Source organism: Planctomycetota bacterium (assembly GCA_018242585.1).
In the GTDB taxonomy this organism is placed as follows: domain Bacteria; phylum Planctomycetota; class Planctomycetia; order Pirellulales; family PNKZ01; genus JAFEBQ01.
In genome coordinates this window covers 53,736-79,979 of record JAFEBQ010000003.1, presented here as the reverse complement: position 1 = coordinate 79,979, position 26,244 = coordinate 53,736, and the positions used below count along the sequence as shown (strand labels likewise).

17 protein-coding genes are annotated in these 26,244 nt (G+C 63.5%); 14 read left to right on the top strand and 3 right to left on the bottom strand.

All coding sequences use genetic code 11. The features are described 5' to 3' along the window. The first annotated feature begins 277 nt into the window (after positions 1 to 277). The 3 genes from JSS27_01460 to JSS27_01450 all read left to right on the top strand — a co-directional run bounded on the left by JSS27_01460 (position 278) and on the right by JSS27_01450 (position 1,895). Complete coding sequence (locus tag JSS27_01460; protein ID MBS0207597.1) at positions 278 to 1,099, top strand: RNA methyltransferase; 822 nt, start codon at positions 278 to 280, stop codon at positions 1,097 to 1,099. Between the two features lie 227 nt (positions 1,100 to 1,326). Next, positions 1,327 to 1,605, top strand: coding sequence for a hypothetical protein (locus tag JSS27_01455; GenBank protein MBS0207596.1), 279 nt, complete (start codon positions 1,327 to 1,329; stop codon positions 1,603 to 1,605). Continuing rightward, on the top strand, positions 1,605 to 1,895 hold the full coding sequence (locus JSS27_01450) for a type II toxin-antitoxin system RelE/ParE family toxin (protein MBS0207595.1): 291 nt from the start codon (positions 1,605 to 1,607) through the stop codon (positions 1,893 to 1,895). The genes JSS27_01455 and JSS27_01450 overlap by 1 nt, the downstream gene beginning before the upstream one ends. A 140-nt stretch (positions 1,896 to 2,035) precedes the next feature. On the opposite strand, the gene JSS27_01445 is transcribed toward JSS27_01450, so the two are convergent. Then, positions 2,036 to 6,460, bottom strand: a complete 4,425-nt coding sequence (locus tag JSS27_01445) for a c-type cytochrome (GenBank protein MBS0207594.1) — start codon at positions 6,458 to 6,460, stop codon at positions 2,036 to 2,038. Positions 6,461 to 6,813: 353 nt separating this feature from the next. On the opposite strand from JSS27_01445, the gene JSS27_01440 reads away from it, so the two are divergent. From JSS27_01440 to JSS27_01395, 10 genes are all read left to right on the top strand, one after another. Then, complete coding sequence (locus JSS27_01440; protein ID MBS0207593.1) at positions 6,814 to 8,799, top strand: peptide ABC transporter substrate-binding protein; 1,986 nt, start codon at positions 6,814 to 6,816, stop codon at positions 8,797 to 8,799. Between the two features lie 234 nt (positions 8,800 to 9,033). Then, positions 9,034 to 10,011 carry an ABC transporter permease gene (locus JSS27_01435; protein ID MBS0207592.1) on the top strand — a complete coding sequence of 326 codons (978 nt, stop codon included), beginning with the start codon at positions 9,034 to 9,036 and terminating at the stop codon, positions 10,009 to 10,011. A 183-nt stretch (positions 10,012 to 10,194) separates the two neighbouring features. Then, positions 10,195 to 11,289, top strand: coding sequence for an ABC transporter permease (locus tag JSS27_01430; protein MBS0207591.1), 1,095 nt, complete (start codon positions 10,195 to 10,197; stop codon positions 11,287 to 11,289). A 121-nt stretch (positions 11,290 to 11,410) separates the two neighbouring features. Further along, positions 11,411 to 12,184, top strand: coding sequence for an ABC transporter ATP-binding protein (locus JSS27_01425; protein MBS0207590.1), 774 nt, complete (start codon positions 11,411 to 11,413; stop codon positions 12,182 to 12,184). Between the two features lie 253 nt (positions 12,185 to 12,437). Next, positions 12,438 to 14,948, top strand: a complete 2,511-nt coding sequence (locus JSS27_01420; protein ID MBS0207589.1) for an ABC transporter permease — start codon at positions 12,438 to 12,440, stop codon at positions 14,946 to 14,948. 369 nt (positions 14,949 to 15,317) lie between these two features. Then, positions 15,318 to 15,782 carry a CBS domain-containing protein gene (locus tag JSS27_01415; GenBank protein MBS0207588.1) on the top strand — a complete coding sequence of 155 codons (465 nt, stop codon included), beginning with the start codon at positions 15,318 to 15,320 and terminating at the stop codon, positions 15,780 to 15,782. A gap of 115 nt (positions 15,783 to 15,897) precedes the next feature. Continuing rightward, positions 15,898 to 17,832, top strand: coding sequence for a 2-oxoacid:acceptor oxidoreductase subunit alpha (locus JSS27_01410; protein MBS0207587.1), 1,935 nt, complete (start codon positions 15,898 to 15,900; stop codon positions 17,830 to 17,832). A gap of 179 nt (positions 17,833 to 18,011) precedes the next feature. Then, positions 18,012 to 19,037 carry a 2-oxoacid:ferredoxin oxidoreductase subunit beta gene (locus tag JSS27_01405; GenBank protein ID MBS0207586.1) on the top strand — a complete coding sequence of 342 codons (1,026 nt, stop codon included), beginning with the start codon at positions 18,012 to 18,014 and terminating at the stop codon, positions 19,035 to 19,037. Positions 19,038 to 19,135: 98 nt separating this feature from the next. Then, positions 19,136 to 19,657, top strand: a complete 522-nt coding sequence (locus JSS27_01400; protein ID MBS0207585.1) for a CBS domain-containing protein — start codon at positions 19,136 to 19,138, stop codon at positions 19,655 to 19,657. Positions 19,658 to 20,059: 402 nt separating this feature from the next. Continuing rightward, entirely contained in the window at positions 20,060 to 21,253 is a 1,194-nt protein-coding gene (locus tag JSS27_01395) for a hypothetical protein (GenBank protein MBS0207584.1), read from the top strand. On the opposite strand, the gene JSS27_01390 is transcribed toward JSS27_01395, so the two are convergent. Continuing rightward, complete coding sequence (locus JSS27_01390; protein ID MBS0207583.1) at positions 21,223 to 23,391, bottom strand: alpha/beta fold hydrolase; 2,169 nt, start codon at positions 23,389 to 23,391, stop codon at positions 21,223 to 21,225. The two genes, JSS27_01395 and JSS27_01390, sit on opposite strands and share 31 nt — an antisense overlap. A gap of 518 nt (positions 23,392 to 23,909) precedes the next feature. On the opposite strand from JSS27_01390, the gene JSS27_01385 reads away from it, so the two are divergent. Beyond that, positions 23,910 to 24,371 (top strand): MaoC family dehydratase, encoded by a 462-nt coding sequence (locus tag JSS27_01385; GenBank protein ID MBS0207582.1) that lies wholly within the window; start codon positions 23,910 to 23,912, stop codon positions 24,369 to 24,371. A gap of 257 nt (positions 24,372 to 24,628) precedes the next feature. On the opposite strand, the gene JSS27_01380 is transcribed toward JSS27_01385, so the two are convergent. Then, a complete protein-coding gene (locus JSS27_01380) occupies positions 24,629 to 25,993 on the bottom strand; it encodes a trypsin-like peptidase domain-containing protein (GenBank protein ID MBS0207581.1) in 1,365 nt (454 codons plus the stop codon). Positions 25,994 to 26,244: the final 251 nt, after the last annotated feature.

The following is a 26,244-nucleotide window of genomic DNA, read 5'->3' as shown; positions in this document are numbered from 1 at the left end:
CGCGCCAGGAATACCAACCACAACGGAAGCAAATGACGACGCTCTGCAAAAAAGGAGTTTTGAACCGCAAAGACGCAAAGTTCGCAAAGAGAACACAAAGGGTGGTCAATGCTTCAACATTTACGTGCTCCTTCTTCTTTCTCCCTTCTTTGCTCCCTTTGCGTCTTTGCGGTTCAGACTCTCTTCCCATGGTTTTCACGTCGTGCCGTCGTATCGTCATGGTTAGCCTTCCCCTGCCCCCATGCCCGCAGCGTCTTCCTCTGCTACGATCAGCAGCATGATCGGACCCGAGATTACCAGTGTGCAGAACCCGCGCGTCAAGCAGCTTGTCAAGCTGCGCGACCAGCGCGGCCGTGCGCGGCAAGAGCGGATCGTCATCGACGGCCCGCGCGAGGTATCGCGCGCCGTGGCCGCGGGCGTGCGCCTGGCCGAGTTGTTCATCTGCCCCGCCCTCTGCCGCTCGGCCGAAGCCCGCGAACTGTGTCAACAGGCTCAGGCCGGCGCGCTGGGAGACGCGCAGATTGCGCCGGTCACGGAGACCGTCTTCGCCAAGTTGGCCTACGGCGAGCGTCACGATGGCGTGGTCGCGGTGGCCGAGCGGCCGACGGCCCGGCTCGACGAGTTGCGTCTGCCCGAGCGGCCGCTGGTCGTGGTGCTGGCCGGTGTCGAGAAGCCAGGGAACGTCGGCGCGGCATTGCGCTCGGCCGACGGCGCCGGCGCGTCGGCGCTGGTCGTGGCCGATGGCGCAACCGATCTGTTCAACCCCAACACGATTCGTGCCAGCCAGGGGGTGATCTTCTCGTTCCCGGTGGTCGAGGCCACGGCGGCCGAGACGTTGAGTTGGTTGCGGCGGCGTGGTTTGGCGATGTATGCCGCGCGCCCCGACGCGGCGACGGTTTACACCGACGCCCATCTGACCGGCCCGGCGGCGTTGATCCTGGGGAGCGAGGCCGAGGGGCTCGACGCCGTGTGGCAAGCCGACGATGTCCACCCGATCCGACTACCGATGCTGGGCCAGTCGGACAGCCTGAACGTGTCGGTCACCGCAGCGGTGTTGTGCTATGAAGCGCTGAGACAGCGCGAAGCGATTAGCAATTAGCGGCTAGCGATTAGACAAAGGCAGCAACCGGGTAGCACCGACAACTTGTTGTCGGTGTCGCGTCAGCGACAAGAGGGATCTGTGCAAAGACGCGATCTCGCGCGAGTGCGCCTCTTGCTGCTACGCAGCCCCGACAATAAGTTGTCGCGGCCACCCAAAGCACACTGACGAGCTTCGACCATTCAATTTTCTTGTTCGCAACCGTCGGCCGTGGTACGGTGAAGAGCATGTCGAACGGGCTCTCACCACAGAACGAACAATACCTGGCCCAGGCCGTGGCCAGCGGGCTTTACCCGTCGGTCGAAGCGGCGATCGATGCCGCGGTTCAAGCGCTGCGCGAAAAGAACCCAGCGCCCGAGTTCGTGCCCGACGAACATGCCGATTTGGTCGATGAAGCGCTGGCTGAATCGGCCGCCGGCAAGTCGCGCGTGATGACCTCCGAAGACTGGGCACGCCTTCGGCAACTGGCACGCGAAGTGGCAGCTGCGTCAGGACAACGCGTCTGATGGCAACGGTACGTCGCGCCGATGCGGCTGATCGCGACCTTGACGAAATCGTCAGGTACATCGCCCGCGACAATCTTAGCGCTACCCTGGCGTGGCTTGATGAAGTTGAACGACTGTTCGCGCTGCTGGCCACGCAGCCTGAAATGGGGCACGTCTTTCGTGCTCGCCGACTGGGACTCGTGCGTCGTCACGTCATCGGCAATTACGTGATCTATTTCCGACCCGAAGCGACGGGCATCGAAGTGTTGCGCGTGATTCACGGCGCTCGCGAACAGCGCCGGCTTGTCTGAGTGGGTAGCACCGACAACTGGTTGTCGGTGTCGCGTCAGCGACCAGAGGGATCGGTCACAGGACGCGATCTCGCGCGAGCTTGCCTCTTGCTGCTAGACAGCCCCGACAACAAGTTGTCGCGGCTACCCACTGCGTAACCTTACCGGCCCGTGGCGGGGGCGGCTTTCTTGCGGCGCGAGAGGTCGGCTGGCGTGCTGCTCGTCTTGTTCGTCAGGTATGCGACGAGGTTCGCGATCTCTTCCTGGGTTAAGTTGTCGAGCAACCCGTCGGGCATGATCGACTTCTTGGCCAGTTGCATCTCTTCGACATCGTCCTTCGGCACGGTTACCTTCTGGCCGTTCGATTGCAACACCACCAGCGTGTGGGTGCCGGCCGAGCCGACGATGCCTGTGTAGGTCTTGCCCGCCGTGGTGGTCACGACCTTGCCGGCGTACTGATCGGAGATCACTTCCGACGGGAACAGCAGCGCCCGGAGGATTTCCTTCTTTTGGAACCGCTGGCTGACGGTCGACAAGTCGGGACCAATTCCTTCGCCGCGACCGGCATAGCGGTGACACTTGGCGCACTGCGCCTTCTCGAAGACCAGCGCGCCCAACGACGCGTCGGCCACTTCCAGCGCCTCGCCGTCGATCACCGTCAGCAATTCCTGGTAGGTCCAACGGCTGCCGTCCGTCTCGGCCGGAAGCTCCGCCGCCGGCAGCTCGGGATACGTGGCCGCGAACCACTTCTGCCATTTTTCCAGCGCTTCGTCCCACTTGGCGTCGGCCGGGCAAAGCTGTTGATCAGTCCAGTGGTCCAACAGCTTCGGCACCAGCAGCTTGCCTTCTTCGCCCAAACGGAGGCCGAGCAAAATCGCTTGCCGCATCGTTTCGGCGTCCTCGGGCTTCTTGGGACAGGAGGTCAATTGCATCAATACTTCCTGCGCCGAGCCGGCTTCCAGAATGGGCAGCGAGCGCATCAACAGCGGCCAGTTGTCACCGCCAGGCTGTTGCGACAGCCCCATCGCCAGATCAAGCCGGCGGTCGGGCTGCTTCTCGAAGCAGCGCCGCAGGTAGTCCATGGCGTCTTCCTGGCCGCTGCCGGCCAGCAAGGCGACGATGCCTGTCTGCAAGCGCCGCGCGGGCTCACCTTCCAACTCGGCCAGCTCGTCATCCAAGTCGATCAGTTGCGCCACCAGCTTGGGCGTCATCGCTTCCAACGTGGCCAGCACGTTCAAGGCCGCGGTCGGGCGCTTGGCCCCTTCGGCCAACACCTTTTCGCGTTCCTCGGGATTCAACAGGGTGCAGAAGTCACGCGCCACGTTGTCCAAGTAACCGGCGTAGCTATAGCCCGCCGTCTTGGTGCGGGCCAGCTCGTAGAACTCAAGCACGGCCAGCTTCTGGTCGGTGTCCCAACCGCTGCGCAAGAATCGCGCGCACATCGCGGTATGAATCTTGTCTTCATCAGCCGCCTTGCCGTTCAGCTCGTCGATCAAGCGCGGGATAATCTCCTCGGCTTGCAAGTAGCAAAGCACGCGGACCAACTCGCGGTTCATGTCGGCGTTGCCGCTGGGATACTCTTCGGCCAGCGCCTTGCGCAGCTCCTCGACATCTTTTCCTTTCAGCTTCCCTTCGATCAGGGCCAACTGAGCCACGCGCATCAGGTCCAGGAAGTCGCCATCGCTCAAGTAACCTTTCAGCAACTCGCGCGCGCGAGTCAAAACGACCAGCGACGTCTCGCGATCTTGCTCCAGCGGCAACAACGCCGCCGAGCCAACCAGGAACACGCGGGCGGAAGGGTCGTCCAACACCAAGTCGCGCCACTCTTCGACCGGCAAGTTCTGGATCGCGCGATACGCGGCCCAAGCGGTTGTTCGATCGGCGTCACCCAACACCGGAACCAGCGACGAGGCTTTCACCTGGTAACGTCCGCGGGCGATTGCCTCGCAAGCCTGTCGGCGCACCAGCGGGTCGGCATCGGCCACCAGCTTGACGACAGTTTTGGTCATGGTGGGCTCGGGCTTGATGCCGGCCAGCCAGGCCGCCTTGGCCCGGATCGGTCCGCTGGCGTCCGCGGCCAAGCGCTCGATCAGCGTGGCATCCGCATCGGGTCCGTACAACGGCATCAGCATCATCGCCCGCAAGCGATCTTCGACGCGGTTGTTGGCGTCGAGGGCCACGGCGACGATTTGTTTGTCCCAATCGGCGCCGAGCTTTTCCTGGATCATGGCGATCCGCTGGCGACCCCACGCGCTGTTGGGCTGCGGCTGGCGAATGGCCTGGGCAATGGGCGATTGCTTCGGTTGCGGCGGCTGCTTGCCGGTCCAGACCACGCGGTAGACGCCCCCTTCCGAGCCGCGACCACCGCAGACAAAGTACAGCCAGCCGTCCGGGCCCACGCCCAGATCGGTGATGTTCAGCGGCTGACCCGCGACGAAAACTTCCGTCGTGGCCGTGTAACCCGCCCCCTTGGGCTCGGGATGAACGGCCAGAATGCGACCTTGCGACCAATCACCCAGGAACAATGTCTGGCGGAACTCGGGCGGAAAAGCCGTGTGCTGATACGACTCGACGCCAGTGGGCGAACCGCGACCGGTGTCGGTCACACCAGGGAGCCCATCGAGGAAATACTGCGGCCACGGCGACCAGCCGCTGCGCGAGCCCAACTCGGCGCCAGCCGGCACGTGAAACACACGGGTCTGCCGATACCAGGGCAAGCCGGCGTCCCATTCCATATCCGAATCATAAGTGAACAGCTCGCCCCAGCCGTCGAACGCCATGTCATAGGCATTGCGCAAGCCGCCGGCATAGACCTGGACAAAGTTTCCATCGGCGTCGGTGCGAATCACCGTGCCGCACGGGGCCTTGATGCCCACGGCATGGCCGTTGGCGTCTTCATACTTGGGCGTCAGCAGATCCCCTTCGTAGGGATGATGGTACGGGCTGTTCAGCGCGGCCAGTGGCGCGGCGGCAGGCGTCGCTTCTTGTTCGGCGTCGGCTTGCTTGACCGCGGGCTGCTCGGCGGCAGGCTCCTTCTTGCGTCGGGCCGATTCCTTAGACGCCGACGCATTGGTGGCGGCGGGCTTCTCGTCCGTCGCTTGTTCTTCGTCGACAGGGTTGGTCGTCGCCTGGGCTGGCGTCACTTCGCCGTCGGCGCTTGGCAGTTGGGCCGAGGCGTGGTTGCCGATCATTACGTAAATCAGTCCGTCGGGCCCCAAGGCCACGGCGTGCGGGCCGTGCTCGGCAATGCCACCGGTGAACTTTACGAGCGCGGTCACCTTCTCGGCCGTGCCATCGTTGTCTTCGTCGCTCAAGCGATAAAGCGCCGCCCCGTCCGGGCCTTCTCCCACGGCGAAGACCTGACCATTCAGGGGCAACATTCCCTGCACGCTGGTGATCTGTTCGCAATAGGTCTCGACCGAGTCGACGAGGCCGTCCTTGTTCTTATCGACCACGACCATCAACGGCCCGCGCTCGCGCGAGATGAGGATTTCGCCCCACTCGTTGAAGGCCATCGCGATCAGCGAGCCCGAAGCGTCGGGATGAATCACACGTTCAATGCGGAAGTTGCGCGTCACCTGGAAGCGCCGCGCCTGAGAGCCGTCGTCGGTGCGGACCTGTTCGCCCCAAGGGGCCGTGCTTCCCAGCTCGCCAAAGCTGCGGGCCGCCGGCCAGGCCGAGTCGTTCAGACCATAGCGTTCCCAGCCCGGCTGCACCTGGGTACGGGCGCGCCAACTGGCGTCGGTCGAGAAGGCCAGCTCGGTCGAACCCTTGGGACGCACGACCACGCGCGCCACCAGGGCCGCCGACGTGCCTTGGGTGTTGTCGACTTTGACGGCAATGCAATTGCGACCGCGAACGAGCATCTTGGTGATGTCGAACGTCTGCATCACGTGCCAATCGCTCCCCTTGCCAGCCAGACGACCGTTGACGTACAGCTCGTAGCGATCGTCGGCGGTGATTTGCACGCGGGCCGTGTCGACGTTGTTCAAGTCGAGCGACTTGCGAAAGTAGCAAGTCGCGACGTCCTTCGGCGCGCCGGCCGCCCAAATCCATTGCGGCTCGCCGGTGTCGACGCTGGGCGTGCCGGGCTTTTCGGGGCCGGCGACGGCAGGCGGTTCCTGGCCCGGGCGCGGCGGGGCGGCGTTGGGACGCGCCGGCTGGGCGTTCGGGTTCAGATTCGGGCGCGGACCATTCATGGCCTGGCGCGGGCTGGCGTTGTTCGACGCCCCGCCGCGCTGGTTGGCGTTGGCCGTTTTGTTCGAGCGATTGCCGGCCGCGCCGTTCAGCGCCGCCGACGGATGGGTGTGCGCGTGGTTCCGAGCGCCGGTTGAGCGCTGCGCATTCGCGCCGCTCTTCGTCATGGGCGCGCCGGTTTTGCCGGCGGCGCTGTTGTTCATCGCGCCGGCGCGAGTGTTCGTGCGCGGCCCGTTGATGGAACGCGAGTTCGGATCGCGCTGCGCTTCGGCCGGCAAGGCGCGCGGAGCCGTGCTCTGCTCTTGCGCGAGCGCCCACGTGGCCAGACACCCGGCGAACACCGCGCCCACCATCAGGCGGCGCGACCAGCGGCGAACATTGACATCCATGTCAGTCCCTCTGTCGAGTTTCACGGGCGACGCAAGGCGTCGAGCGATTCTCGCGCGTGACGAAACAAGTTCGACAATCTTGATGGGCTCGGGCCGAGCGCAATCCGTCACGCTCGGCGGGTAGTGGAGGCGAAGATTACCAATAACAAGAGTTTCAGAGCAACACGACTTAAGCGTGATAGCACGTCGAAACGTCGCACCGCGCCAGCACTCGACTGGCGCCGCCGCCGATTGACCCGCGCCGAACACGCCGATAGCATTGGCACTAACCTGGGCTGGCGGCGTGGAGATTGCCGACCCTCGGGCACTGGCGCGGCTGCCAGTTCTCTCACCTGCGAAACGGATTGATCAGCATGCAGTTACGCTCGTTCGGCCCGCTGGCGGCGTTGTTGATTTTGACCAGCTTCTGGGCTGGCTGCGGCTCCGACTCGAAGCCGGGTAAAGCTGTCAGCGAAGCCGGCGCGCCAGCAGCCACGGCTTCGTCCCCCGCGCCAGCGGTCGCCGCGAAGCCTGCCGAGCCGGCTCCGGACGAGATGGCCGAGCGGCGTGCCAAGTTTGTGCCGCCGGCCACGCTGGCCGAGGTCGACAAAGCAGCCGGTGGTTGGACCGACAACGAGCTGATCGACGGCATCGCGCGCCTGCGCCAGCAACAAGCCGCCGCCAAGCCGCTGGTCGACGTGGCGACGGCGCTGAAACTGAAAAACGACAGCAGCGACGCCAACACCAAGATCGCCAGCGCACTGGGCCAGTTGCCGGCCAATGACAAAGAGGTCGATTACGAAGCCACCTGGACGCATCACCTCAAGAGCGAGATCAAGAGCACCAACCCGATCATGTTCAACTCGGTTGAAGAAGGGGATCTGGCCTCGTTGACGGCGGTCGACATGTTCGCGCTGAGCAACAACATGGTCTCGTACGGCTCGAAGGAAACGCTGGTCTCGTGGCAGACCAGCAAGGACCATCTGCTCGACAAGGTCGTGCTTCGCGACGACCTGACCTGGTCGGACGGCAAGCCAATCACGGCCCATGACATTGAGTTCTCGTTCCGCATGATTCTCGACCCCAAGGTGCCGATTCCGGCCGTGCGCACGGGCGTGGACAAGCTGTTGTGCGTCAAAGCCTACGACGCGCAGACCGTGGTTTACTTCCATCCCGAGGCGCAACCGATCAATCACCAGAACATCAATTTCCCGTTCCTGCCCAAGCACGTCTACGAAAAGACGTATCAGGAAGACCCGACGCTCGTCACCAGCGCAGCCCACCATGAATTGGAACGGCACCCGCTCAGCGGCAACGCTTACGTGGTCACCAAGCACGAGCCAAACCAGGAGTTCGTCCTCGAGCGGCGCGAAAGCTATTACACGCACAACGGCAAGCAGGTCCGTGACAAGCCGTACTTCAAGCGGATTGTCTTCAAGATCATTCCCAACGGCACGACGGCGCTGCTGTCGCTGAAGAAGGGGGACGTCGACGACTTGCAACTGACGCCCGAGGACTGGCACACCAAGACGAACGACGACGACTTTTACGCCCGCAATACCAAGGTCCGCGCGCCGGAATGGACGTACGCCTACTTTGGCTGGAATTGCAGACGGCCTTACTTCACCGATGTGCGCGTGCGGCGGGCGATGAGCTTGGCCTTCAACTATCGCGAGATGCTCGACAAGCTCTGCTATGGCCTATACCAGCAAAGCCGCGGCATCTTCCACGCCGGCGCGTGGATGGCGGCGAACCCGATGCCCGAGCCGTACACGCAAGATTTGGATCGGGCCGAGTCGCTGCTCGACGAAGCCGGCTGGACCGACAGCGACGGCGACGGAGTTCGCGACAAGCTGATCGACGGCAAGCGCGTGCCATTCGAGTTCACGCTGTTGTGCTACGATCTCGAACCGGCCAAGGGGATCTCGACGTTGATGAAAGACTGTTTGGAACAGATCGGCGTCAAATGCAACGTCCGGACAATCGAACGAACGACACTGATCGCGTTGGAGCTGGAGCACAACTACGACGCGGCGTTCGGGGCCTGGGGCACGGGGTCCGACCCGTACACGCTGGAAAACATCTTCGCCACTGGCGAGGGGCGGAACTTCGGCCTGTACAGCAACCCGGAGGTCGATCGGCTGTTCGAGCAAGGCAAGAAGGAGTTCGATCGGCAGAAGCGGGCGGCCATTTACGCCCAGATTCACCGCGTGGTCTGGGAAGATCAACCTTACACGTTCCTCTACAGCCGCAGCTCGTTCTATGCGTTCAACAAGCAACTGCGGGGGTACAATTTCAGCCCCCGCGGGCCATTCCACTTCACTCCGGGGATCAACAGCATCTGGCGCGTGGCGGAGTGACGGGGCGGGCAAGAACGCCTCTCCCTCCCAGGGAGAGGTGGCGAGCCCTGCGAGCCGGAGAGGGTAAAGACGTCGCAGGCCGAACGGCTTCGCGCCCGCGAACGAATAACCTGACCGCCGAACCACTTAACCAAGAACGCCGATATCCTCCCCCCTGCCCCTCCCTGGAAGGGAGGGGTGTTTGCGGTGGGCGATGCGAACGTCGTACATGACACGGTGACCACTCACTAAATAATGCTCCACTATCTGGTGCGACGATTGTTGATCGGTCTGCTCACGCTCGTGATGATCACGTTCGTGATCTACGGGCTGATTCGCGCCATGCCCGGCGACGCCACGACCGCCGGGATGAGCGAAGACCTCTCGCACAAGATCAGCGAGAAAGACCGCCAACAAATGCGGGCCATCTACGGGCTCGACGACCCGTTGCCAGTCGGCTACGGCAAATGGCTGAACAATGTTTTGCACGGCGACCTGGGCTTCTCGCGCTCGCAAAAGGATTCCGTCTCGCGAATTCTGTGGGCCAAGATCGGGCCGACGCTGCTACTGAGTGTCAACTCGCTGCTGCTCACTTATCTGTTCTCGGTGCCGATGGGGCTGTACGCCGCGGCCCGCAGCAACAGCGCCAGCGAGCGCGCGATGAGCGTCGGGCTATACATCCTGTATTCGTTTCCCACGTTCGCGGCCGCGGTGTTGCTGCAAATTGTGCTGGCGGTTCGCTTCGAGTGGTTTCCGCTGACCGGAAACCGGAGCCCGAACTACGACGAGCTGTCCTTCTGGCAGCGGGTGCTCGACATGGCGCACCACGCGGTGCTGCCGCTCGTCTGCGAAACGTACGTCGGGCTGGCCTACTACTCGCGGTTCGTCCGCTCGAACCTGATGGAAGTGCTGCGCCAGGATTACATTCGCACGGCCCGGGCCAAAGGCTGCGACGAGCGCCGCGTGCTGTTTTATCACGCCCTGCGGAACACGATGATCCCGCTGGTCACGCTGGTGGGGCTGACGTTGCCGGCGCTGCTCAGCGGTTCGGTGATCATCGAGCGCATCTTCAACTGGCCTGGGCTGGGGCTGATGTTGTTCGAGTCGGTCGCGGCGCGCGATCGGGAACTGATCATGGCGATCACGTTTCTGTACGCGGTCCTGGCGCTGCTGGGGACGCTGTTGTCGGACATTCTCTATGCCGTCGTCGACCCACGCATCACGTACAGCTAGGAGACACGCGCACTAACATCACGCGGCCCGCACCGACCCTTCTCCCGCCGTGAGAAGGTGGCCGATAGGCCGGATGAGGGTCACCGATTTTTCGTAACACAGCCCGAGGCGGAGTGGACCCTCATCCGGTTCGCTGCGCTCACCACCTTCTCCCGGGGGGAGAAGGGTTTTGAATGCGAACCGATGACTGAACTTGCGACCGACAATTTGACAACGTCCGCCGAGGCGTCGCGTGGCTTTTGGGCCGAGACGTGGCGTCATTTTCGCCGCCGGCGTTTGGCGATGGGGGCGTTGTATTACATTGGCTTCCTCAGTCTGGTGGCGTTGTTCGCGCCGGCGCTGGCTGGTACGCGGCCGGTGGTCTGCAAGTACAAGGGGAGCATCTATTTCCCCTGTCTGTACTATGTGACTGGTAACGAGACGCCGGTCTTTCTGCGCGATCGCGTCCGGCGGCCGCTGGCCAAGAATCTGAAGGTCAAGGATCCCGACAGTTGGGCCCTCTGGCCGCTGATCTTCCAGGATCCCTATCGCCGGGTCGACGACAATGAATGGGACGATCGCCCGGGCAACCCCAGCGGCGCCGACGGCGCGCCCAATCGCATCAACTTGCTCGGCACCAACCAGAGCGGCGTCGACGTGCTGGCCCAGATGATTCACGGCACCACGATCGCACTCTTGGTCGGTTTTGTCTCGATGGGCATCGCGTCCACCATCGGGATCACACTCGGGGGCCTGGCCGGCTACTGTGGCGGCTGGCTCGACATCTTGATCAGTCGCCTGATCGAGCTGGTGATGTGCGTGCCAGCTTTGGTGCTGATTCTGGCGCTGTATGCCGTGCTGCCCAAGGTGACCATCTGGCACATGATGGCCCTGATCGGCTGCACGGGCTGGACCAGCATCGCCCGGCTGACCCGGGCCGAGTTCATGCGTCTGCGCCAGGTCGACTTTGTGACGGCGGCCGAGGCGTTGGGCGTGGGGCAATTGCGGATCATGTTCCGCTACATTCTTCCCAACGCGCTGGCGCCGATTCTGGTGCCAATCACCTTTGGCATTGCCGCCGCGATTTTGACGGAAAGTTCACTCAGCTTCCTCGGCTTCAGCACGCCGCCACCGAATCCAAGCTGGGGCACGCTACTGACTTCCGCCCACGGCAACCCCAGCTTGTGGTGGCTGGCGTTGTTCCCCGGAGTTGCGATCTTCCTGGCCGTGCTGGCGTATAACCTGGTAGGCGAAGGGCTGCAGGAAGTGACCGATCCCCGCTTGCGCGGAGGCCGCTAGCAACACCTCCGCCGGGCCGGCCGCCGACGACTACCACTAGCCGAATCGAGCGGCGCACGGCAAAATCATGCGATCGATTACCTCGTTGCCGTTCAACTTGACCTAGCTAGCACAGCTTTCCATGAGCCGACCGACCCAGCACGACACCTTGACCCCCTCCGACCTCGATCGACCCGCGCCGCCGATCGTCGTGGACGTACAGTCGGTGCATAAGGTCTATGGCAGCGGCGAGTCGGCCTACGAAGCGCTGCTGGGGGTCGATCTGGCCGTCCCGCGCGGCGAGTTCGTGGCGATCATGGGCCCGTCAGGCTCGGGCAAGAGCACTTTGTTGCACTTGATGGGGGGCATCGACACGCCCAGCCAGGGACGCGTGATGCTCGAAAACATTGACATGGCCACGTTGGACGACGACCGGCGAACCATCCTGCGGCGCAAGCGAATCGGCTTCGTGTTTCAGTCGTTCAACCTATTGCCCTCGCTGACCGCGGAAGAAAACGTGGCTTTGCCGCTGTTGCTCGACGGCGTGCCGCGGGCCGAAATCAACCGCCGGGTCGAAACCATGCTCCAGCGCGTGGGGGTGGCGCACCGTCGGGCCAATCTTCCCAGCCAGATGTCCGGTGGCGAACAGCAGCGCGTGGCGCTGGCCCGAGCGCTGGTCATCGAGCCAGCCGTGCTGATGGCCGACGAACCGACGGGGAACCTGGACTCGGCCAAGGGGCAACAGATTACCGCGTTGCTGCGGCGGCTGGTCGACGAACATGACCAGACGATCGTCATGGTGACCCACGACCCCAACGTGGCCCAGCAAGCCGACCGGCTGGTGCGCCTGCGCGACGGACAGATTGAAAGCGACGAACGGGTCGGCGCGACGCAAACCTTCGCCGCCAGCGGCTGAAACATCGCAGCAAGCAAAGTCTGCACCTCTCCCTTGAAGGGAGAGGTCGCGAACGCAGTGAGCGGGTGAGGGTAAAGGCGTCGCTGGTCGAGAGACTTGGTGCTCGGTGGGAAGACTCTGATCGCGATACCTTTTGGCTTGCGACGTCTCTACCCTCCCCCCTGCCCCTCCCTGAGAGGGAGGGGTGTTTGTCGCGCACGCTGCAACGATCGATCGTGACTCGTAAGTTCCTAACCAAATCCAATACACCACCATGCTTTGGCATTTGAGCCGACGATTGTCTGCTGGCCGCCGTGGGCGCGTCTTGCTCACATTGTTCAGCGTGATCATCGGTGTCGGCACGATGGTTGCCACCCAGGTGGCCATCACGACCACCCGCCGCAGTTACGAGGCCATGAGCCACGCCATGAGCGGCCGGGCCGACTTGGAAATCACCAGCGGCGTCGGCCAAGGCATCGACATTGGTTTGGCCGAAGTAGCGGCCAAGCAGCGCGGCGTCGTCGCGGTCACGCCGGCCATTTCGCGCGCCAGCCAACTCTACTTCGAGAAGGAAAAGGCCAAGCTGCTGGTCCTAGGGGTCGAGCCCGACTCGCTGGCCGCCAAGCAAGACTATGAACTCCACGGCGGCCAGTTCTTCGACCAGGGTGAAGGGGCGGTCGTCGATCGTAACTTTGCCCGCAGTTTGGGCATCAAGCTCGATGACGAGATCAAGTTCCTGACCGGCCTCCGTGGCATGCAACGGGTGAAGGTCGTCGGGCTGATGGCCCCCAGCGGCGCGGCCAGCCTGATGCGCGGCGGCACGGTGCTGTTGCCCTTGCCGTTGGCGCAAAAGATGTTCGGCCTGGGCCGCAAGGTCGACGTGCTGCAACTGGAACTCGACCCGCACGCCTCGGCCGAGCAAGTGATCGCGTCGCTCACGCCCCAGTTGCCCGCCGGCGTGGTGATTCGCAAGCCGGCGGCCCGCACGTCGCTGGGCGAGGAAACCTTGCAGTCGTCCGAGCAAGGGCTGTCGTTCGCCGGCGGCCTCGCGCTGATTCTGTCGGTGTTCATCATTCTGAACACGTTCATGATGAGCGTCACCGAGCGCCGCGGGCAGATCGCGGTGATGCGCGCCATCGGCGCCACCCGGCGGCAGACCATGAACCTGATGCTGCTCGAAGCGACGACGCTGGGCATCGTCGGCTCGCTGCTGGGATTATTGTTCGGGCTGTTCGGGGCCTATTGGATCACGCGCGCCATGGAGCGCGTGCTGCAAGCGCAATTGCCGGCGTTGGTCGTCTCGTACGATCGCTTGGCGCTGGCGGTGATGTTGGGAATCTGCTTGTCACTGTTGTCGGCCTGGTGGCCGGGCTGGCGGGCCAGCCGCGTGTCGCCGCTCGAAGGGCTGGGGCAATCGCCGGCCGGCGAATGGCCGGGGCTGCCCAAACTGCTCGCCTCGCTGGGCCTGGTCGCACTGTTGATCGGCAGCACGTTGCTGACCCTGGCGATCTTGCGAATCCTGCCCATCGAGTTTGCCGTGCCTGGTGGTTGTGCGGCATTGATCGGCCTGGTGTTGGCCATTCCATCCTGCTTACGCCCCCTGTCGGGCGTGATCTCCTGGTTGCCGCGCCAGATTCGCCCGGTCGAAACGCAGATGGCTCTTGGCCAACTGCTGCTCCACCCGATCCGCGCCATGTTGACCGTTGGCACGGTATTTCTGGCCCTAGCGGCCGGCATCGCGCTGGGGACGACCATCCTCAACAGCACGCGCGACATCGACAACTGGGTCGACAAGCTGCTGGTCGCCGACTTCTGGGTTCGCGCCATGATGCCCGACATGGCCACCGCCAGCGCCGCCGACGTGCCGGCCGAGGTGGGGCAGGAACTGCGACAAGTCGAAGGGATCGAGCATGTCGGGACCATGCGCTATGTCAGCATGCGGGTCTCGAATCAGCCCGCCATGCTCATCGCCAAGCCGGTTGGTCCCCAGGATCGACTCCCCTTGGACCTGAAGGCGATCAGTGAAGCCGAGGCCGAACAGAAGCTACTGGCGGGCGAAGTGATCCTGGGTACCGCTCTGGCTCAGCGCGTCGGCAAAAAGGTCGGCGACCAGGTGCAACTCGACACCACCTCGGGGCCGCGCGACTTCCGCGTGGCCGCCGTGACCAACGACTATTTCGCCGGCGGGCTGACTGTTTACATGGAGCGGCAAATCGCCGAGAAAGCCCTCGGCATCTCGGGCGTCAATGCGTTCGTGGTCCGTGTCAAACCGGGACAGGCCGCGACGGTCGAAAAACAACTTCGCGCCATCTGCGACAAACACGGTCTCATGCTGCAATCGGCCGCCGAAGTGCGGCAGTTGGTCGACGGCATGAAGCTGGGAATTGTCGGTGGCTTGTGGGGGCTGTTGGCCCTGACATTGGTCGTGGCCGCGATCGGCATCGTGAATACCCTGACCATGAACGTCCTGGAACAGACACGCGAGTTGGCCCTGATGCGAATCGTGGCCATGACCCGCGGGCAAATGCGGGCCACGATCCTGATGCAAGCCGCGATGCTGGGGCTCATTGCCCTGGTGCCGGGCACGGCGGTGGGGGCGCTGCTGGCGTGGATCATGCATCTGGGGGCGACGAGCGAATTTGGCCACACGATGGCGTTTTCGCCTCAACCGGGGTTGATGGCGATCCTGCTGGCCGCGGCAGCGCTAACCGTGGTGATTTCTTCGCTGTTTCCCGCCGAACGAGCGGCGCGACTCAACCTGCTGACCGCGATTCACTGGGAATAAGCGCGCTTGATCGCACGTTCGCCATTTTCCCAGGATGACACCCCCTGGGCCTCGTATCGCCGGTGACACTTTCGGCGCCATCTGAATTTCGTTGCATTCTCTCCGTGCCGCGCGGTAGGCTTGAGGTGCGTGCCGATTGTGTAAGGTTCCGGTTGCCCCTTGTTCCGTGCGAACAGATGGTAGCCCGCGGCGCGAAGTCCGGTCGGTTCAGCGCCGCGGTTCCGTGGGTGCTGGCCGGAACGCCTCGCACCGCGCGTTGAACGACCAGGCCGACGCCACCGCGACGCCACTGTTAGTAGATCGCAGCGCCACGACGACATCGACCCGTGCCGTGCCATCTGTCCGCAGCTCACCCCAGGAGTGCGGGCCGTGGACATTGAACTCAGATTTTCGACCGAATCGGTCCTCGAAGCGGGTCCGCTCGATTCGCTCACCGTCGATCCGCGCCTCAGCATCGAACACGTCCTAAGGCTGATGCGCAACTACGTCTCGGGCAGCGTGCTCGTCTGTAGCGACGGCCAGTTGTTGGGCATTTTCACCGAGCGCGACGCGCTGCGATTGATGGCCCGCGGCTGCGACATGTCGGCGCCCATTTCGACCGCCATGGTCGAAAACCCGATCACGATTCGCAGCGACTCGTCCATTGCCCAGGCGATCCTGCGGATGTCGTCCGGCGGCTATCGACGGCTGCCCATCGTCGATGGCAACGGCTGCGCCACCGGCGTGGTGCAGGTGGCCGGCATCATCCACTTTCTGGCCGAGCTGTTTCCCAGAACCGTTTACAACCAGCCGCCGGTCAACGAGCCGGTGGCCTATGAGCGCGAAGGACCGTAGCGCCAAAGTATCGCAGGTGGGGAGCCGACGCGCCGCCCATCGTCCGCGATGCGCGGCGCGCCGGGCGTCGGCTCCCAGGTTGATTCGCACCGGGTTACCTTGCTGGGATTGATTCATGGCTACGGTCGAAAAGCCGATTCGGGACATCGAGGAAGCCACCGTTCGCTTCTGTGGCGACTCAGGGGACGGCATGCAATTGGCCGGCACTCAGTTGACCAACACGTCGGCCCTACTGGGGAACGACGTCGCCACGCTGCCCGACTTCCCCGCCGAGATTCGCGCGCCGCGAGGGACGCTGGCCGGGGTGAGCGGCTTTCAGATTCACTTCGCCAGCCACGACATTTACACCCCCGGCGACACGGTCGACGCGCTGGTGGCGATGAACCCCGCGGCGCTGGCCACGAACTTGTCCGACCTAGCGCCCGGCGGCACGTTGATCGTCAATGAAGACGAGTTCGAAGATCGCCAGATCAAGCAGGCCGGCTATCTGACCAATCCGCTCTCCGACGGCAGCCTGGACGGTTACCAGTTGTTCCGCGTGCCGATGACGCGGCTCACGCGGCTGGCCGTGGCCGAGCAGAACCTGGGCGTCAAGGAAAGCGATCGCTGCCGGAACTTCTTTGCGATGGGGCTGGTCTTCTGGCTGTACGATCGGCCGCTCGACCCGACGCTGCGCTACATCAACGACAAGTTCAGCAAGCGCCCCGAGATTGCCGAGGCCAACCGTCGCGCGCTCCGCGCCGGCGTGAACTATGGCGAGACCGTCGACGCCTTCACCAGCCATTATCGCGTCCGCCGCGCCAAGCTCGCGCCGGGCACCTATCGGAACATCATGGGGAACGAGGCGCTGGCCACGGGGCTGATCGCCGCGTCGAAGCTGAGCAATTGCGAGTTGTTCCTGGGCAGTTACCCAATCACGCCCGCCAGCGACATCTTGCACGAGCTGTCCAAGTTTAAGCATTACGGCGTGCGCACGTTCCAGGCCGAAGACGAAATCGCCGCCGTCACCTCGGCCATTGGGGCCGCGTTCGGGGGCAGCATGTCGGTCACCAGCAGCAGCGGCCCGGGCATCGCCTTGAAGCAAGAGGCGATCGGTCTGGCGGTGATGACGGAGCTACCGTTGATCGTCATCAACGTCCAGCGTGGTGGACCGAGCACGGGGCTGCCCACCAAGACCGAGCAAGCCGACCTGGGCCAGGCGATCTTTGGCCGCAATGGTGAATGTCCGCTGCCGGTGATTGCCGCCCGTAGCCCGGCCGATTGTTTCGAGGTGGCGATCGAGGCCTGGCGGTTGGCCACGCGATATATGACTCCGGTCATGCTGCTGAGCGACGGCTTCATTGCCAACGGCAGCGAGCCGTGGCGATTGCCCAACGTGGCCGACTTGCCGACGATCAGCGTCGAGCACCCGGGCGCGCTGAACGAAGGTGACACGTTCCGGCCCTATGCGCGCGACGAGCGGTTGGCGCGCCCCTGGGCCTTGCCCGGCACGCCGGGGCTGATGCACCGGATCGGCGGCCTGGAAAAGCAGGACATCACCGGCAACGTCTGTTACGACGCCGAGAATCATCAGCACATGGTCCATCTGCGCGCTCGCAAGGTGGCCAACATCGCCAACGACATTCCCGAGCAAACGGTCGACGGCCCGGCCAGCGGCGACTTGCTGGTGGTGTCGTGGGGCGGAACCTACGGCGCGTGCGCCACGGCCGCCCATCACGCCCAGACCGAAGGGCAAGCGGTCGCCCATTGCCATTTGCGATATTTGAATCCGCTGCCGCGCAACCTGGGCGAAATTCTATCGCGATATCGTCGCGTCTTGGTCCCCGAGTTGAACCGCGGGCAGTTACGGATGATCTTGCGGGCCGAATACCTGGTCAACGCCGTCGGCTTGAACAAGATCAAGGGCAAGCCGTTCGTCGTCGGCGAAGTGACGCGCAAGATCAACGAGCTGTTGAAAGGCGAAACGAACGGCGCGACGAACGGCGACGGTTTCGTCCCCACGCCCACGCAATCACCTGTCTCTTTAAGAGAAGGGTTGCAGGGAGACTAAAGAGATCACGCATTATCTGAGCATCCACCATCATAGAGTCAGCGCTAGCCCTTCTCCCTCCGGGAGAAGGTGGCCGGCAGGCCGGATGAGGGTCAACTCACCACCCGCTAACACAAGACAACCCGCAACCAACCGATCCAAGCATCGCATTCCCGGAACAGAAAGCGCACGCCACGATCATGGCTACTGAAATCTCACTTCCCGTGCTCAGCCCCAACGACTTTGCCAGCGACCAGGAGGTCCGCTGGTGCCCAGGCTGTGGCGACTATTCGATCCTGGCCCAGATGAAAAAAGTGCTCCCCACCCTGGGCGTGCCGCCGGAGCGGACGGTGTTCGTCTCGGGCATCGGCTGTTCGAGCCGGTTCCCGTACTACATGAACACGTACGGCATCCACTCGATTCACGGCCGCGCGCCGGCCGTGGCCACGGGACTAAAAGCCAGCCGGCCCGATCTGTCGGTCTGGGTCATCACCGGCGACGGCGACGCGCTGTCGATCGGCGGCAATCATCTGATGCACGCCATTCGCCGCAATCTGGACATCAACATCATCCTGTTCAACAACCAGATTTACGGCTTGACCAAGGGGCAGTATTCACCGACGTCGCCGCTGGGCAAGGTGACCAAGAGCACGCCGCTGGGCGCGATCGACAACCCGATCTATCCGCTGTCGGTGGCGATCGGCTGCGAGGCGACCTTCGTGGCCCGCTCGACCGATACCAACATCAAGCATCTGAGCATGGTGCTCAAGCGCGCCGCCGAGCACCGGGGCACGTCGTTCGTCGAGGTCTATCAGAACTGCCTGGTGTTCAACGATGGCGCGTTCGACTACGCCACCGAGCGCGATCAGAAAGTTGAACACACCGTCGAGTTGGAACACGGCAAGCCGTTGATCTTTGGCAAGAATCGCGACCGGGGCATCCGCCTGAACGGCATGAACCCCGAGGTCGTCGAGCTGGGGCGCGGCATCAGCGAGGATGACTTGCTGTTCCACGACGAACGGCTGCCCGAGCCAAGCCTGGCCTACCTGCTGAGCCGGATGCGGTACCCCGAGTTTCCCGAGGCAATCGGCGTGTTCCGCGACGTCGACCGGCCCCGCTACGAGGAATTGCTCAACGACCAGATCGCCGAAGCCCGCAAGGCGAAGGGGGACGGCGAGCTGGCCAAATTGTTTTCCGCGGGAGAGACGTGGACGGTGGAAGCTTAGTTTAAGGACACCAAATCACCCGCGCATCACCATCGAACGCCCCCGGTCATTGACCGGAGGCTAAAGTGAACGCGCCGTAGCATCCCAGGAGTCGCATCATGTCGATCTGTCCCTACTGTGGCGAAGAGAACATCGACGGCGCCGATGAATGCGTGCAATGCCAGACGTCGCTGGCCTATCTGACCCGTCCCAAGGCCAATTCGAGCCTCGAGGAAAAGCTGCTCCGCGACCGGGTCTCGATGCTGGCCCCGCGCCAGCCCATCGTCGTCAGCCCGGACGAGCACGTGGCCGAGGTGATCGATCTGCTGGTTGGACAGTCGATCGGTTGCATCCTGGTCGTCGAGGGGGACGTGGTGGTCGGCATCTTCAGCGAACGTGACGCGCTGATGCGGGTGAACACCGACTTCGACGCCTTGCGCCATCAGCCGATCCGCGACTTCATGACCCCGCGCCCCGAGATGATCGAAGCCTCGGCCCAGATCGCCCAGGCCTTGTCCAAGATGGACACCGGCGGCTACCGGCACATGCCGGTCACGACCAACGGCCGGCTGACCGGCATCGTCTCGATCCGCGACATCCTCGACTACATCACGGCGAATCTGTTGACCGATGCCGTGTAGGGGAAAAAGTTGCTGGTTGCTGGTTCCTTGTTGCTAGTGAAAGACCGATTGGCGTATTCTGCTTCACTAGCAACTCGCAACTCGATCAGTTGCTGCCGCTTTGTCGCAAGCCGCAACCGTTGTTCTTTCATCCGTTTTGAAAGCGCGAGCAGGCCAGCGCTAACCCTTCTCCCCCCGGGAGAAGGTGGCGGCGCAAGCCGCCGGATGAGGGTTCCGTGGCAATCTTGTTTCGTCCGCCAAATGCCTATCACCTCAATCGTGAATCCGTTGACGCCTAATCCCTCATGGTGAGTTGACCCTCATCCGGCCTTCGGCCACCTTCTCCCGGAGGGAGAAGGGTTGATGCAGGCCGTCGCCTGAATTGGAAGCATGACACTGCTGGACTGCGGAAAGTATTTGCTTATGAATCGCTCGCGATTAACGCTTGCCGCATGTTGCCTCATCGCCAACTTCGCACTCTCCGCCCGCGCCGACGAGCCAGGCGACAATCGGCTGCAACCGTGGCAAAGCGGCGTGAGCATTCGCCCCGTGTCGAGCGTCCCGGGCCGGCACACCATTCACAGCTACTACGTCTGCAACCCCGAGAGCCCCGATGGCCGGCAGGTGCTGTTCTATTCGTCCCTCGCGGCGAACGGACACACCGGCGATATTTGCTTTGTCGATCGCCTGACTGGCAGCGAAACGACCGTCGCCCGCAATGTTTCGTGCGAAGACGCCCATCGGGCCGCTTGTCAGCAGTGGATTTCCGGCGGCCGGCGCGTGGCGTTTCACGAAGTCCGCGACGGGCGCTGGTACGTCGTCGTGGTTGACGCCCAGACGCTCGAGCGGCGCGATCTGGCCGCCGATCGGCAATTGGCCTTCGGCGCGCCGCGCGGCGACTGGCTGCCGATCTATGGCTGTCACTGGGACCCCGGCGAGCATCGCGACCTGGAACTGGTGAATGCCGCGACCGGCGAAATCAAAACCGCGGTTCGCGCGACCGACGTCGAGCGGGCCTATCCCGACTGGCTGGCCAAGGAGTTCGGCGATAAGCGAACCTCGCTCTTCTTCCCGGTCCTCAGCCCCGATGGCCGGCGTGTGTTCTTCAAGATCGCGGCCGGCAACGGCGGCAGCGTCTATCAATCAAAGGCCGCCAGCCACCGGCAGGGACTGATCGGCTATGACCTGGAGCGCGGCCAACTCACCTTCCAGCGCGCCAAGTGGGGACACCCGGCCTGGCACCCCGATTCGCGCCGCGTGATCGAGATGGGGAACATCCTGATCGACGCTGAAGGCGGCGCGGTCACTAAGATTCCCAGCGAGCCTTATCTGAGCGGGTCGCACCCCTCGGTCAGCCCGGACGGCAAGCTGTTCGTCACCGACGGACTGCTGGGCGATCTTGGCGACGAGCCGAAGCAGTGGGGGGTGATGGTCGGCGACCTGCGCGGGACCGCGCATCAGGTGCTCCACCGCTTCGACAACTCGCGGGGAGCGAAATCGTGGCGGGTCTCGCACCCTCACCCGGCCTTCAGCGCCGACAACCGGCGCGTCTACTTCAACGTCAGCAACAGCGAGTGGACCACGCTCTACGTGGCCGAAGCTGGCGGCGCTGACTGAACCGAGACGGCCGGCGCCGCTTGAATTGGCGCTGACTGGCTTGCTGGCGCCGCGGGACTTGTCGGCGCCACCGGCATGTTCGCCGAAGCCGGCACCGCCGTCGCCGTGCCACTCGGCGCAGCCACCGGCGGAGTGAACAGCGCCGGGTGAATCACCTGCGGCTGCAGCGAGCGGGGCGTGAACGGCGAACCAGTCTTCAACTCGCGCAGATGTTCGAGCAGAATCCGCCGCACCTCCAACACCGCCAGCGGGTGGCGATGCACGTTCATGTGATCGGACGGCACGACGATCTCGGAGTTCACGCGTTCCAGGTGCGCGCTCTTGAACGCCACCACGCCATCGCCTTCGCCGGCGAACTTGCCGGCCAGGCCGCGCTCCGGAACCATGCCGACGATGTTGTGCGACTTGACCCACGGTGGCTGATCCGACTGGAGCATCACCGGCAAGACCGGCGATCGCGGGTCCAACGAGTCTAAGCTGGTTTTCACGCTCACCAACGTGGTGTCCCGGAACACGCCCGGGTTCTGCGTCACCACCTTCTCGGGCACCAACGAGCGCGGCAGCGAGATGAACTTTTGCGCCAGGTAGCGCGTGGTGTCGTTGGCAAAGCTGCTGCCGCGATGCGGCGTGGCAATGGTGATCAGCCGGCGAACCGACGGATTGGCCTGGAAGAAGAACATCTCGGCGAGCTGTTCCTTTTCCTCGAACGACGCTTTGACCACGTCGAACGGCTGGTCGCTTTCGATCTTCCAGAACGAGTCCTGGCTGTTGATCGTTTGCAGCTTCGAGACCAGGCCACCCATGCTGTGGCCGACCATCACCATCTGGTCGAAGGCCGGCTCGCGGCGCTCGGGATCGAATTGCTTGCGCACGGCGGCCAGGTCGCGGCGGCAGCGCGTGGCCGAGTTCCAGAACGGTTCGCCGGTCGGGTACAGGTAGAACCAAATCTGGTAGTTGTCGCGCAGCTCGGGCACGCTTCGCAGATCGTTGAACATCTCGGTCCACGTCAACGGACTCGACCACAGGCCATGCACCATCACCACCGGAATCTTGCCGGGCTGATAGGGCTGGAGCATGTAGAGCCCGGTCAGGTTTCCTTCCTTGTCGGGCCGCAACAGCCCGTAGGTCGCCAGATCGTTCAGCTTTTTGTTCTGGTTCAGGAAGTACGCCAGCGGCGTGCTCAGATCGCTTTCCAGCGGCACCTGGTTCTGGCCGACGGCCACCTTGGCGGCTTCCATCGGGTCGTACAGCTCGAGCAGCGCGCGGTGTCGCGCGCCGGGGCGCAGCTCGTTGCAGTTCTCGTCGGGCAACAGCCGCATGAACGCCGTCAGCGGGAAGGTCATCCCCTCGGGATAATACTTTTCCTGGTCGCCCTTCGTTTCCGGGCGTTTGCGAACCGCGATCAGCGGCACGCCCAGGCCATAGGCGCGGAACTGGTTGGTCAGCCCAGTCACCTCGAAATCGCTGGCGAACTTGATCTCTTCGATGTCCTCGGACTTCCAGGTCTGGCTAGACAGAGCGACCGTCACGTCGAATTTCTGCCACGCGGTCTCGATATGGTGCGTCCGGCCGGGCATCAAGCTTCCCTGCTTCTTGGCCAGTCGCAAGGTCGCTTCCAGCGCGCCGTTGTACAACTCGCACGCGCCGCGGAACTGGGGATCGTACGGATTGCGCAGCGAGGCGAACCGCGTGTCGAACAGGTACAGGTAGGAGTAGGCCACGCTCGCCCCGTAGTAGTCGAGCGCCGCCTTGCGATCGCGCGCTTCGACTTTCTGGCCGGCGCGGTAGCTCAGCTCGGCGAACGTGTACAACTTCTCGGCCGTCGGGTCGTGCTCGATCACCGATTGCAAGTCGGTCAACAGCTTGGCCGGGTTGCCGCGCAGCTCCTCGGTCAAGTTGTACTGACGCAGCACCTGCATCGACCGTTCGGTGGCCTCGGTCTTGGTGCGCAGCTTCAACTGATCGACCAGCGGATTATTCGGTGCCGAGCGGACGTTCAGGTACTTGGGCGTCGCACAGCCGACGACGAGCACTAGGGCCAGGCTCGACACCAGCGCCGCCGCGCGCAGCGACGCCCGCGGCGCGCTCGTCGAGCGCGCGGTCTGAGCGATCGGCATCAAGGTCGGACAACGATTCATCGGCCGCAATGATTACAGGCGGGGAACCAGGCGGTTTGCTGGGCAAGTGTGCGGCGCAGGTCTTGCTATGGACCGTTCGGCGCGCGGCACCGCCCGATAGGGACCGGGGTGAATAGGAAATTCCGCGCTAAGGGTCAATGCCGAAACGGGTTGAGCGAGTTGCTGGCGCTCGCCAAACACAACCCGACGGGTGGCCCGGACAGCTTGCCTGTCCGGGTCGCGACAGCGACGAGAGGCACTCGAACTCGGCCACTACAAGCTCGCTTCCGTAACGCAGAACCCTCTTGTGGCTGCGCCACCACGGACAACAAGTTGTCCGGGCGACCCGAGTTAATGTGATTTTCCTCGGGAAATCCCCGGGATTCTGCCCCCGCCATCAAGCGCGTACAATGCACACACTCCCGCTGCCAGCAACGACCCGCTAGCGAGCACTCGCCGGCGACCCGCGACTGGCCCGGGGGCGTATCAGAAAGTATCGCCACGACGCCGCTTGCCAGCATTGGAAACGGAACCGCTTCATGCCACCTCGGGTCATTCACAATTTCGACGAGCTGCAATCGCTGGTCGGCCAGAAGCTCGGCACGAGCGATTGGTTCGAGATCACCCAGGAGCGGGTCAACGCTTTTGCCGACGGGACCAGCGACCATCAGTGGATTCACACCGACCCGGTGCGGGCCGCCAAGGAAAGTCCGTTCGGCACCACGGTGGCGCACGGGTTCTTGACCCTCTCGCTGATCCCGGTGCTGGTCCAACAGATTGTCGACTTTCACGGCGTGAAGCTGATCGTCAACTACGGGCTTAATCGGGTCCGCTTCCCCAGCGCGGTCAAAGTCGGCGCCCGGGTCCGCATGATCTGCGAGCTGTTGGAAGTGAAGGATCTGCGCGGCGTGCTGCAAGTCACCTGCAAACAGACCTTCGAAATCGAAGGCGAGGCCAAAGCCGCCTGCGTCGCCGAAACCATCGTCCGACTCTTTTCGTAGTCCTTCCGTGGCTCAGTTTATTTCACCACAGAGACACAGAAAGCACCGAGGAAGACACGGAGCAATGCGGCAGGCATTTTGAACCGCAAAGACGCAAAGATCGCAAAGGAAAAAGGGAATGCGTCTCGAATCGCGGAGCTATGAATCTACAACACCCTCACTCTCTGCGCTGCTCAGCGTCCGCTGCAATTCCATTCCTTTTGTCTTTCTTAGCGTCCTTTGCGTCTTAGCGGTTCAAATCCTCTTCTGAGCAGCGACTACCGGCGCGCGGACGTGGGTTGCTGTGACGGCTGCAGGCGGCGTTCGACCGCCAGCTTTTCCAGCAACTCGGGCGAGGCCCGATCCAGGACGATGATCTCGCTCTTGGCCCGCGGATCGTTGAGCGACCGAACAATGCAGATCAACTCGGCCCCTTCGCTCTTGGCGCTCAACTGCTCAAGCAGCACCTGCTCGCCAGACTGAAGTGACGCAGGCTGAGTGGCGGGAACGGCCGCCACCGGCGTCGTGATCGTATCGAACGGCACAGGCGCCACGGTTTTATCTGCCGCCCCAGCGCCGGCGATCACGCGGTCGAGTTCGTGCTTGGCCAACTCGGCGTGAATCACCTTCAGCGACGCGAACAAGCCTTCGTTGTCCTTCGGGTCAGCCGCATTGCAGACGCCGATCAACAGCCCCTCGGCGGTGAACAGCCCGCCGCCACTGCGACCCTGCACCGGTTGGCCAGCAGTCTGCAGATTGTCGGCCCCCAGGTATTTGTTGATCGCGGTCACGCGCGTCAGCCGGGCGCTCGACGGCCCGCCGTGGTCGCAACCAATGCTGACCACCGGGTCGTCTTTGGCGATAGTATAATCGCGCGGCGCGACGCGGGCCGGCTGCACGCCGCAGCCGGGCCGAATGCTCAGCAAGGCGATGTCTGGTTCAATGCTGTAACCAATCAGCCGAGCTGGCAGCTTTTGCGGCGCACCAGGGGCGAGCAGATCGACTTCGATCTTCCCCTTGCCTTGCGATTCGCGGAACACGTGGCCGCAGGTGACGATCAAGGCCTCGCCCGATTGAGTGTCAATGATCGTGCCCGAGCCGACCGAGTGGCCGCTGGCATCGTTGATCCGCAAGCGAACGCTGGCCGCAGTCAGTCGATCGACCATGCCGTCGGTCGCGTTGCTCGGCACTGGAGGCACGCAATTGACGTACGGCGTTGCCGGCATGTTCGCCGGCGCTGAGCTATTCACCGCTGCGTCGACATTCGGCGATTGGACGTGCGGAATGGCCGGGCCGGTGGCCGCGGTCAGTTGCCGTTGTGCCGGCTGGGGCTGACGCGCCCCCGCGGCGGTGAACATGGCAATCAGCTTATCGGCCGTCGTCGCGCCGACCACCCGCTGGACTTCGCGACCGTCGACCACCAGCACGAAGCACGGCACGCCGGTCACGTTGAACTGTTTGGCCAAATCCTTCTGCGCGTCGACGTCGATTGCTTGAACCGGATAGCCGGCGGCTTGCAGTTGCTGAATCGCCGGCTGCATCTGCCGACAGGGGCCACACCAACTGGCGGTGAAGTCGAGCAACACCGGCTGGCCGGGGCTCGCAAGCGCAAGCGACAACAAGACCATCTGCACTGCGACCATGTTTCCCTCCGTGGATCGTGTCGCCGCATTGATTATTTTTATAGGCCAGGCGCGATCGAGCCGTTCCCTGCTCGATCCCTCGCCGGCGAACCCCGCATGCCGTCCGCGCATCCTTGCTTGGTCGGCACAGGGGAGGCGAATCTTGGTCAAAGTCCCTGTTTCGAGCAATGGCAATCGCGCGATTTTAGGCAGCCGGGGGAGGCCCGTTCGGGGGCCGATCGCACTAGCCGCTAGCACGTCGCTTCGGCTAC

What these genes read in the sequence shown, in the direction of transcription:
- JSS27_01460 (MBS0207597.1), top strand. Translation starts at nt 278, where the DNA reads ATGATCGGACCCGAGATTACCAGTGTGCAGAACCCGCGCGTCAAGCAG.
- JSS27_01455 (MBS0207596.1), top strand. Translation starts at nt 1,327, where the DNA reads ATGTCGAACGGGCTCTCACCACAGAACGAACAATACCTGGCCCAGGCC.
- JSS27_01450 (MBS0207595.1), top strand. Translation starts at nt 1,605, where the DNA reads ATGGCAACGGTACGTCGCGCCGATGCGGCTGATCGCGACCTTGACGAA.
- JSS27_01445 (MBS0207594.1), bottom strand. Translation starts at nt 6,460, where the DNA reads ATGGATGTCAATGTTCGCCGCTGGTCGCGCCGCCTGATGGTGGGCGCG.
- JSS27_01440 (MBS0207593.1), top strand. Translation starts at nt 6,814, where the DNA reads ATGCAGTTACGCTCGTTCGGCCCGCTGGCGGCGTTGTTGATTTTGACC.
- JSS27_01435 (MBS0207592.1), top strand. Translation starts at nt 9,034, where the DNA reads ATGCTCCACTATCTGGTGCGACGATTGTTGATCGGTCTGCTCACGCTC.
- JSS27_01430 (MBS0207591.1), top strand. Translation starts at nt 10,195, where the DNA reads ATGACTGAACTTGCGACCGACAATTTGACAACGTCCGCCGAGGCGTCG.
- JSS27_01425 (MBS0207590.1), top strand. Translation starts at nt 11,411, where the DNA reads ATGAGCCGACCGACCCAGCACGACACCTTGACCCCCTCCGACCTCGAT.
- JSS27_01420 (MBS0207589.1), top strand. Translation starts at nt 12,438, where the DNA reads ATGCTTTGGCATTTGAGCCGACGATTGTCTGCTGGCCGCCGTGGGCGC.
- JSS27_01410 (MBS0207587.1), top strand. Translation starts at nt 15,898, where the DNA reads ATGGCTACGGTCGAAAAGCCGATTCGGGACATCGAGGAAGCCACCGTT.
- JSS27_01405 (MBS0207586.1), top strand. Translation starts at nt 18,012, where the DNA reads ATGGCTACTGAAATCTCACTTCCCGTGCTCAGCCCCAACGACTTTGCC.
- JSS27_01400 (MBS0207585.1), top strand. Translation starts at nt 19,136, where the DNA reads ATGTCGATCTGTCCCTACTGTGGCGAAGAGAACATCGACGGCGCCGAT.
- JSS27_01395 (MBS0207584.1), top strand. Translation starts at nt 20,060, where the DNA reads ATGAATCGCTCGCGATTAACGCTTGCCGCATGTTGCCTCATCGCCAAC.
- JSS27_01390 (MBS0207583.1), bottom strand. Translation starts at nt 23,391, where the DNA reads ATGAATCGTTGTCCGACCTTGATGCCGATCGCTCAGACCGCGCGCTCG.
- JSS27_01385 (MBS0207582.1), top strand. Translation starts at nt 23,910, where the DNA reads ATGCCACCTCGGGTCATTCACAATTTCGACGAGCTGCAATCGCTGGTC.
- JSS27_01380 (MBS0207581.1), bottom strand. Translation starts at nt 25,993, where the DNA reads ATGGTCGCAGTGCAGATGGTCTTGTTGTCGCTTGCGCTTGCGAGCCCC.